This window comes from Vibrio sp. V03_P4A6T147, assembly GCF_002241085.1.
In the GTDB taxonomy this organism is placed as follows: Bacteria; Pseudomonadota; Gammaproteobacteria; order Enterobacterales; family Vibrionaceae; genus Vibrio; species Vibrio anguillarum.
In genome coordinates this window covers 1-8,100 of sequence record NZ_NDIO01000136.1, presented here as the reverse complement: position 1 = coordinate 8,100, position 8,100 = coordinate 1, and the positions used below count along the sequence as shown (strand labels likewise).

The window sequence follows — 8,100 nt, the reverse complement described above, 5'->3', positions numbered from 1 at the left end:
TTACCGTCTCGCTTATTTCTATTCAGCAACTGAGCATTGTTCGCTCGGAAATAGAATCCCTAGTTACAAAAAGTCTGAATGAAATGGAAGCAGGGGTTAAAAACACCATTGTTTCTGAAATGGAAAGCAAAAAATCCTTGGCTCAGTCAATGACAGAGGTGATTGAGCTTGATCCGCTCAACCGGGATTACGTTAAAAACATTCTTGAAAAACCGAAGTTGAAAAAAAGCTTTTTAGCCATAGGGTTAGGGTATGAATCCGATGGCAAAGTGGTGGAGAATGATGACGGTTGGGAGCCAAGCGCTGATTACGATCCTCGCAAGCGCCCTTGGTTTGTGGATGCTAAAGCATCGAAAAAACTTATCGTTACAGCGCCGTATGTCGATATTTCTACCAAAAATGTGATCATTTCTATTGGTACGCCTATTTATGATCAAGGTCGATTCTCTGGTGCCATGTTCTACGATATGGAATTGACGGGTTTAGCTGAATTGGTGAACTCTATTAATTTATTCGATGCGGGTTACCTCTTTATCGTTTCAGGTGACGGAGCGACGATTGCTCACCCTGATACCAAAAATAATGGTGAGAAGTTATCGACTTATTTACCGCAAGTGACTCTGAAAGAGGGGGACCAACAGATTGAAATTGATGGTACCCGTTATCTCGTCAGCTTCACTCATATTCCAAGTGAGAACTGGTACATCGGTGCGATTGTTGATGAATCCATCGCCTTCAATGCGATTGGCGTATTACGCAATAGCTCTATTATCTATACGTTAATTGGGCTTGTGTTGAGTGTGATTGGCTTGACGCTACTGATTAAAGTGTTAATGCGTCCATTAGGTGTGCTCAATGAAGCGATTCAAGATGTCGCCTCAGGGCAGGGGGATTTAACCAAACGCTTGGATACCAATACGGACCAAGAGTTTGCTCAACTCGCATCAGGGTTTAATACCTTTACTGAGACGCTGCAAAAGCAGATCACGCAATCAAAAGCGATTGGTGAAGAGATCATGCGTGGCACAGAGCTCACGGTGCAAGGTGCTCATGAGTCAGCAGAAGCGATGCGCACTCAGTTACAAGAGTTAGAGCAACTAGCCACTGCAATGCACGAAATGGCAGTGACATCGACAGAAGTTGCCAATAATGCGCAAGGTGCAGCAGCAGCGGCGAAAGAAGCCGATGAAGCAACGCAAGATGGTTCCAGTGTGGTCAGTGAAACGACATTGTCGATCGACAATTTATCGGCCCGCATTGACCAAGCGGTGGAAGAGGTGAAAGGCCTAGAGTCCGCGACGGCAAATATTGAAACTATTTTGAAAGTGATTAATGACATTGCTGATCAAACTAACTTGCTTGCCTTAAACGCGGCGATTGAAGCGGCTCGAGCGGGTGAATCTGGCCGTGGCTTTGCCGTTGTTGCTGATGAAGTGCGTACACTAGCTCAGCGCACTCAGCAATCGACCACCGAAATTCGTAGTATGATTGAGCAATTACAAGCAGGAGCGAGTTCGGTTTCTTCGGCTATGAATGAAAGTAAAACGACGGCTGTTGATGCGGTGAATAAAGCGAAAACGGCAAATTCGGCATTGAACCGTATTCGTGATGCGATACAAGTGATTTCGGACATGAATATCCAAATTGCATCTGCGGCAGAAGAGCAAAGCCTTGTGGCTGAAGAGATCAACACCAATACAGTGAAGATTAAAGATTTGTCGACGCAAGTGGCACAATCTGCTGAAGAAGCCAATATCGCAATGCAGGTTCAAACGGAAAACGTTCGTGAGCAAGATGCTCTGCTCAATAAGTTCATTGTGTAATTACACATCAACTTTTGATTAGCCGTGTTACAAAAATGCCAGTATTAAGAACTGGCATTTTTTATTTCAGTCGAGTTTTGATTATTGGGCGTTTAGATAATCAAGTACCACTTCATGGTGATCTTTGGTTTTGAATTTATCAAAAACCTGTTCAATGATACCTTGCTCGTTAATTAAAAAGCTAATCCGGTGTAGGCCATCATAAACTTTGCCCATGAACTTCTTCTCACCCCATACGCCAAACTGCTCAGCAACCACGTGGTCTTCATCGGATAATAAAGTAAAGTTTAAGTGATCACGTTCAATGAACTTTCCTAAACGCTTCACGGGATCGGTGCTGACTCCGAGTACCACTACGTTGTGAGCATCGAGTTCCGCTTTTACATCTCGAAGGCCTTGAGCCTGAACAGTACAACCTGGTGTCATGGCTTTAGGATAAAAGTAGAACAACACCTTTTTCCCTGAGAAATCAGCAAGGGAAACGGTATTTCCATCTTGATCTAAAAGTGAAAAAGCAGGTGCTGGCGTGCCTGCAGTAAGCGTTTTCATTATTCTTCCTTTTTTATTGACTGTTTTTTATAAAGTTGAGCGAACCTTGTACATCCAGTGTCTTGCATAAACTGTCAAATTCTTCTTGTAGTTGCATTAAGTTACACCCTGAATCGACACTGGCGGTAATGGCAATATGAAATTGGTCGTGATCAAGATGTAACTTCGATTTATGAATCGTCTGCGCACTTAGTGAAGCCATACCAATATTACGATTGGCAAAAAATTGAGTGAATTTCTCTGTTAGGCCAATTTTGTCTTCAGACTCAACAAACACTTCAACCGTATAGGCATTATCTTGATAATCATGAGGTGATGTACGTTTCATGATGGTGATGAGATCATGTTGTTGGCCTAATAAAGGTAAGGTTGTCTCTACTCGGGTGATGTGGTTTGTATTGCCAGAGACCAGCATGATGAGCGTGAACTCTTTGCCAAACAAAGCAATTCGGCTATCGATGATATTGCAGCCTGATTGCGTAACTAAACGTACCACTTCATTACAGATACCAGGGCGGTCTGTCCCTACAGCAGTGATCACTAGATGCTGAGTCATAATATCGCTTCACTTTTATCGTTTTGGGCATGTTATCACAGTTAAATTATAGAGGAACGGTGGTGGAATAGCTTTTTAAGAACTCCGTCTTGAAAATAACGTGTTGTTGACATCGACATATTCAGATCCGCTATAAAGTTGCCCTTAATTGATGTTGTTTGTTAAACCTCTAACATCTGATAAATATTCATCCAAATGGGCTGATTAAGCGAATTTAATCCCTTGTGTTTTTCAATCGCCTTACAGTACCATGCAGAAAGTAACAAATTAGGGAGATGGACATGTTTTCAGGAAGTATCGTAGCGCTCATTACACCGTTTAATCATGATGGTGAGGTTGATTTTGTTAGTTTGAAGAAGCTGGTGGACTTTCACGTGACAGCCGGAACTGACGCCATTGTTGCCGTCGGAACAACGGGTGAATCTGCCACGCTAACCGTTGAAGAGCATGTCAAAGTTGTCGCAAAAACCGTCGAGTTTGCCGAAGGACGTATTCCTGTGATTGCGGGAACGGGTGCGAATGCTACTCATGAAGCGGTAACGTTTAGCCGTTTATTAAATAATACAGGTATTGCTGGCTGTTTAAGTGTGACTCCTTATTACAATAAACCAACCCAAGAAGGTTTATTTCAACACTACAAAGCAATTTCTCAACAGACTGATATCCCTCAGATTCTCTATAATGTACCAGGCCGTACAGCGGTTGATTTGCGTCCTGAAACCGTCGCTCGCCTTGCTGAAATTAAAACGATTGTCGCCTTAAAAGATGCAACGGGTGATTTGAGCCGAGTGGCTCTGCATCGTGAACTTTGTGGAAAAGACTTTATCTTATTAAGTGGTGATGACGCGACAGGTTTGGAGTTTGTTAAATTAGGTGGACAAGGTGTTATTTCGGTGACGAATAATATTGCCGCTAAAGATATGGCGCAGATGATGCACTTAGCATTAGAAGGCCGATTCGACGAGGCTGAGCTTATTAATCAACGTTTAATGCCTTTGCATAAAGGTCTGTTTGTTGAGTCGAGCCCGATTCCAGTGAAATGGGCTGCTCACAAAATGGGATTGATTACAAATGGTGATCTACGTCTACCTTTGACTGAACTGTCTGAACCAGCACGACCAACTGTTGCCCAAGCCATGACCGAAGCTTGTATCTTCTAAATCGATTCAATATTGTGCCGAGGCTTTTTCCTCGGCAGTCTAGGAGTTTGAATGAAATTTACTCATCAGCTAGTTATCAGTTCACTAGCTGTTTTTGTTTTAAGCGCATGTGCTGGTAACGCTTCTCAGCGTCGCCAAGCAAAAGATGATTTTGCTTATTTAGAAACCCCTGCTCTAAAAGAGTGGCAACTTCCTGAAGGAGCCACTCCGCAGTTTTACCCTAATTACCAGATCCCTGAAGGTGACTTCCAAGGTGGCATTGGCCGTACTGTGGATATTCGTCCTCCTCAACAAGTATTAGAATTGATCCCTGGTGCGCGTGCCGAGCGCCAAAATGGCGAAGTGACATTATGGATGATCAAGCAAGAGGAAGCCGATAAGGTGTGGCAAACTGCGTTAGCCATGCTTAAAGAGCGAGACATTGGTATCGCTGCACAAAGTGAAAACCAGATTGATACTGATTGGGTGACTTGGGTTTCTGAAGATGAAGAAGTTGAGATTGGTAGCCGCTACCAAATCTCACGGGTGATGGCGAATAATCGTTTTGGTTTTAAGATTTCATTGACTGGTTGGCGTGAAGGTGGCAAAGAGATGCCAGTGAGTGCCACCAATAAAGAGCGTTATAATGCGTTCATGACCAATTTGGTCACGGCTCGTTACGATACCGATCTACGTCAAGAAGCAGCACGTAAAGCCCAACAGTTGGTTAAACAGATCCCCATTACGATGGGCAGTGACCGTAGTGGTTTCCCTGTAATTATTGCTCGTACCTCTTACGATGTTCTGTGGCAACGTTTGCCTAATCTTATGCCGCAGATCGGTTTTACGCTCGAAGAGCGCAACCAATCTCAAGGTACAATAAAAGCGAAATACTCCGCGCCAGATGACGCCTTTTGGCAAGACATTGGCGTGAAACCTATCTCGCTAAAAAGTGGAACTTACACCTTCTTGTTAGGTGATCTAGGTAACCGTACCTCGATCAACGTGACCAATTCAGCCGGCAAGCCAGTGGAAGAAGAACTACTGAAAGATATGGTACCTGTACTGTCGGCGATTGCCGAGCGTCAGTAATTGTGATGACGAATCCATGAAAAATAAAGGGACGAAAGTCCCTTTATTTTTGCTCTGAATCTGAGTCTTCGTGCTTATCAAGTTCGTTGAGTTTATCCAGATCACTCTTTTTCCCTTTCAAGCCAAATTTCATGTTAGCCGTGTATTTCAGCGCGGCAATATTACCGATAAACACCGCTAAGATTACAATAGTGATAACCCAAGGGTTGGTAATGAATTCCATATCAGGACTCCGGTTGGCTGATGTTAACAATGTACTGAGTGTAGATCCGATCTAAGTTCTCTTGTACCGTCGACACACCTAGGAGCGGCATGTTTTCAAGCTGTGTCGCCAATACGCTTGGCGTCAACAGGTCAAGGCAGTCTTTAGCCGCTGTTTTGTGGCTAATATGCCAAGGTTCAAACGCAACACCGCCTTTCTTTCCTTGGTAGGGGAAGAAAAAACCAAACTTAGGTAAATGCTCTTTCATCCATTGATAAAAAGGAGCTTGGTGGCCTGAGAGATATTCCCAAGGTTCAAGCTTGAGCGTGACACCTGTCGGTAATGCTTTGCGATCAAAAACATCAAAGTCACACCCCCAATGGTGGCGGCTGCTACCGGGCAGCGCTGACCAGCGCAAAATCGTGAATATCTTTTGTTCTTCGCTTAACTGAGCAGGGTTTATCGGTTGACTGTTATTATCCAGTAATTCGGCTTGCCCTGACATTTTCCGATTCCAGATGTTCAACTGGCGTTCAAAATCACGAAACCCACTGGCGATATGGAAATCAAAACCAGCGTCGTCAGCCGCTTGTTTTAGAGCGAGCAAATCTTGGATCACCCCGGGGTGAACCAAGAAAGATTTCCGCCCAATCAGTACTGATGTTAAATGGGAGTCGGTTTGTCCGGTCAACTGCTCTGGAGTCATGGGTTACACCAATAAATTCTCTAGGGTTTTTTGGTACATATCCGTCAGTTTCTCTAAATCGGCAATCTTAACGCACTCGTTAACTTTATGAATTGTCGCGTTAACAGGACCAAGTTCGACCACTTGTGCGCCCATCTGGGCAATAAAGCGTCCATCAGATGTGCCCCCTGTCGTCAATAGCTCTGGGGATTTGTGGTTCACCTCATCGACGGCTTTAACGACGGCAGTCAGTAATGAGCCCGTATCGGTCAAGAAAGGTTGGCCGCTTAATGTCCAGCGTAATTCATAATCCAATCCATGGGCATCTAAGATAGAATGCACGCGGCGCTTGATCTCTTCATCGGTTAACTCGGTACTGAAACGGAAGTTAAACTGCACGTCAAACTCACCGGGGATGACGTTTGATGCTCCCGTGCCAGCTTGCAAGTTTGGAATTTGGAAGCTGGTCGGTGGGAAATAAGCGTTCCCTTCATCCCATTTTATTGCCGCAAGTTCGGCTAACGCTGGCAAGGCTTGGTGAATCGGGTTATTGGCAAGGTGAGGATAAGCAACGTGTCCTTGAATCCCTTTAATCTGTAGATCGCCTGTAATTGAGCCTCGACGACCATTTTTTATCACATCGCCCACACTTAATGTACTCGATGGCTCACCAACGATACACATATCAATTGGCTCATTACGCGCCATTAACGTATCGACTACGCGAGTGGTGCCATTGATGAATGGCCCTTCTTCATCTGAAGTGATCAAAAAGGCAATCGAACCTTGATGGTTAGGGTGCTGTTCAATAAAGCGCTCGACAGCGACAACCATGCAAGCAAGCGAGCCTTTCATATCTGCCGCCCCGCGCCCATGTAAATAACCATCAATTACAGTGGGTTCAAACGGCGCTGTATGCCACTGCGCTAAAGGACCCGCGGGAACCACATCCGTATGGCCAGCAAAGGCAAAAAGAGGCGATTGAGTGCCGCGGCGAGCCCAAAAATTAGTGGTATCTTCAAAGACCATTGTTTCCACTTCAAACCCTAGCGCTTGTAAGCGTTTAATCATCAGGTCTTGGCAACCTGCATCCTCAGGAGTTACTGATTGGCGACTAATGAGATCTTTTGCGAGCGCCAGTACAGGGCTGTCTGTCATCCTTGAAATCCTTGTATTAAGAGAAAATAGCAGCGTATTGCTGAGCATTAAAACCGAGATGGTAATGGGTATCGACCAATAAGATAGGTCGTTTGATCATAGCTGGTTGTTCAACCAACAAAGTCACAACACTGTGAGCATCTAACGACTCTTTTTGTGACGGCGTGAGCTGACGAAAGGTTGTACCGCGTTTATTGAGTACATTTTCCCAACCAAGCGCTTGGCAAAATTGAGCCACGAGCTCGGCATCAATACCTTGTTTACGGTAGTCATGAAATTGGTAATCCACCCCCGCAGCTTCCAACCATTTCCGTGCTTTTTTAATGGTGTCGCAGTTGGGAATGCCATACATAGTGATCGTCATAAAAATCCTTGTTGAGGCGTATTATTTTTTTAATGGTCAAATCCTATCAGGAAGCGCTGTGGCTTACAAAATAGAGATGCTTTTATTTCGTTGTTTAAAAAAAATGTGTTTCAGTTGCTTACGATTGGAAAGTTATTGATCGAACGCAACACTCTAAATGTGAAAACAGAAATAATGAAGCGGCACAGTAATAGGAGGTGTCAATGGAACTGAGTCCTGTTTTTGCAAGGCGACTGTATTTAGCTTTGTTAGTAGAAAGCCTTGAAAGACCAAACGTGCCCAAACTCATCGAAAAAACGGGGTGGCCTCGCCGTACGATTCAGGATGTCCTGAAAGCACTGCCAGGAATAGGGATTGAACTGATGTTTGTTCAAGATGGAAGGCGTCACAATGATGGTTACTATCAACTCTCTGATTGGGGGCCATTTGATAGTCAATGGGTATTAGATCGTCGCTGTGATATTGCGACTAGCCTTGGATTTAGTGCATAAGCCAGCATTTGCTGGCTTTTTTATTTTCCTATATTTATATC

10 protein-coding genes are annotated in these 8,100 nt (G+C 44.3%); 4 read left to right on the top strand and 6 right to left on the bottom strand.

Annotated features, from left to right (window positions below; all coding sequences use genetic code 11):
* Positions 1–1,823: methyl-accepting chemotaxis protein (locus B9J84_RS05095; protein WP_179217522.1), on the top strand; the 1,823-nt coding region annotated here is incomplete at its 5' end.
* An 81-nt stretch (positions 1,824–1,904) separates the two neighbouring features.
* Here B9J84_RS05095 and bcp read toward each other — a convergent pair.
* Together bcp and B9J84_RS05085 are read right to left on the bottom strand one after the other, a co-directional pair.
* Positions 1,905–2,372, bottom strand: a complete 468-nt coding sequence (gene bcp, locus B9J84_RS05090) for a thioredoxin-dependent thiol peroxidase (protein WP_013856283.1) — start codon at positions 2,370–2,372, stop codon at positions 1,905–1,907.
* Between the two features lie 13 nt (positions 2,373–2,385).
* The gene (locus tag B9J84_RS05085) at positions 2,386–2,928 is read right to left on the bottom strand and encodes a glycine cleavage system protein R (RefSeq protein ID WP_013856284.1); all 543 of its coding nucleotides are present in this window, start codon (positions 2,926–2,928) and stop codon (positions 2,386–2,388) included.
* Between the two features lie 281 nt (positions 2,929–3,209).
* On the opposite strand from B9J84_RS05085, the gene dapA reads away from it, so the two are divergent.
* A complete protein-coding gene (gene dapA / locus B9J84_RS05080) occupies positions 3,210–4,088 on the top strand; it encodes a 4-hydroxy-tetrahydrodipicolinate synthase (protein ID WP_094123683.1) in 879 nt (292 codons plus the stop codon).
* Positions 4,089–4,139: 51 nt separating this feature from the next.
* Positions 4,140–5,159 carry an outer membrane protein assembly factor BamC gene (gene bamC / locus B9J84_RS05075; RefSeq protein ID WP_094123682.1) on the top strand — a complete coding sequence of 340 codons (1,020 nt, stop codon included), beginning with the start codon at positions 4,140–4,142 and terminating at the stop codon, positions 5,157–5,159.
* Between the two features lie 43 nt (positions 5,160–5,202).
* Here the strand turns inward: bamC and B9J84_RS05070 are convergent, their stop codons facing one another.
* From B9J84_RS05070 to B9J84_RS05055, 4 genes are read right to left on the bottom strand one after another with little or no spacing between them, the layout of a single operon-like run.
* Entirely contained in the window at positions 5,203–5,382 is a 180-nt protein-coding gene (locus B9J84_RS05070; RefSeq protein WP_170906945.1) for a DUF2897 family protein, read from the bottom strand.
* A 1-nt stretch (position 5,383) separates the two neighbouring features.
* A complete protein-coding gene (locus tag B9J84_RS05065; RefSeq protein ID WP_094123681.1) occupies positions 5,384–6,067 on the bottom strand; it encodes a M15 family metallopeptidase in 684 nt (227 codons plus the stop codon).
* A gap of 3 nt (positions 6,068–6,070) precedes the next feature.
* The gene (gene dapE, locus B9J84_RS05060) at positions 6,071–7,204 is read right to left on the bottom strand and encodes a succinyl-diaminopimelate desuccinylase (protein WP_094123680.1); all 1,134 of its coding nucleotides are present in this window, start codon (positions 7,202–7,204) and stop codon (positions 6,071–6,073) included.
* A gap of 16 nt (positions 7,205–7,220) precedes the next feature.
* Positions 7,221–7,568, bottom strand: coding sequence for an ArsC family reductase (locus tag B9J84_RS05055; protein WP_017047857.1), 348 nt, complete (start codon positions 7,566–7,568; stop codon positions 7,221–7,223).
* A 203-nt stretch (positions 7,569–7,771) separates the two neighbouring features.
* Between B9J84_RS05055 and B9J84_RS05050 the strand changes: the two genes are divergently transcribed.
* Positions 7,772–8,059, top strand: coding sequence for a helix-turn-helix domain-containing protein (locus B9J84_RS05050; RefSeq protein WP_010318729.1), 288 nt, complete (start codon positions 7,772–7,774; stop codon positions 8,057–8,059).
* Positions 8,060–8,100: the final 41 nt, after the last annotated feature.

What these genes read in the sequence shown, in the direction of transcription:
- B9J84_RS05070 (WP_170906945.1), bottom strand. Translation starts at nt 5,382, where the DNA reads ATGGAATTCATTACCAACCCTTGGGTTATCACTATTGTAATCTTAGCG.
- dapE (WP_094123680.1), bottom strand. Translation starts at nt 7,204, where the DNA reads ATGACAGACAGCCCTGTACTGGCGCTCGCAAAAGATCTCATTAGTCGC.
- B9J84_RS05065 (WP_094123681.1), bottom strand. Translation starts at nt 6,067, where the DNA reads ATGACTCCAGAGCAGTTGACCGGACAAACCGACTCCCATTTAACATCA.
- dapA (WP_094123683.1), top strand. Translation starts at nt 3,210, where the DNA reads ATGTTTTCAGGAAGTATCGTAGCGCTCATTACACCGTTTAATCATGAT.
- bamC (WP_094123682.1), top strand. Translation starts at nt 4,140, where the DNA reads ATGAAATTTACTCATCAGCTAGTTATCAGTTCACTAGCTGTTTTTGTT.
- B9J84_RS05055 (WP_017047857.1), bottom strand. Translation starts at nt 7,568, where the DNA reads ATGACGATCACTATGTATGGCATTCCCAACTGCGACACCATTAAAAAA.
- B9J84_RS05050 (WP_010318729.1), top strand. Translation starts at nt 7,772, where the DNA reads ATGGAACTGAGTCCTGTTTTTGCAAGGCGACTGTATTTAGCTTTGTTA.
- B9J84_RS05085 (WP_013856284.1), bottom strand. Translation starts at nt 2,928, where the DNA reads ATGACTCAGCATCTAGTGATCACTGCTGTAGGGACAGACCGCCCTGGT.
- bcp (WP_013856283.1), bottom strand. Translation starts at nt 2,372, where the DNA reads ATGAAAACGCTTACTGCAGGCACGCCAGCACCTGCTTTTTCACTTTTA.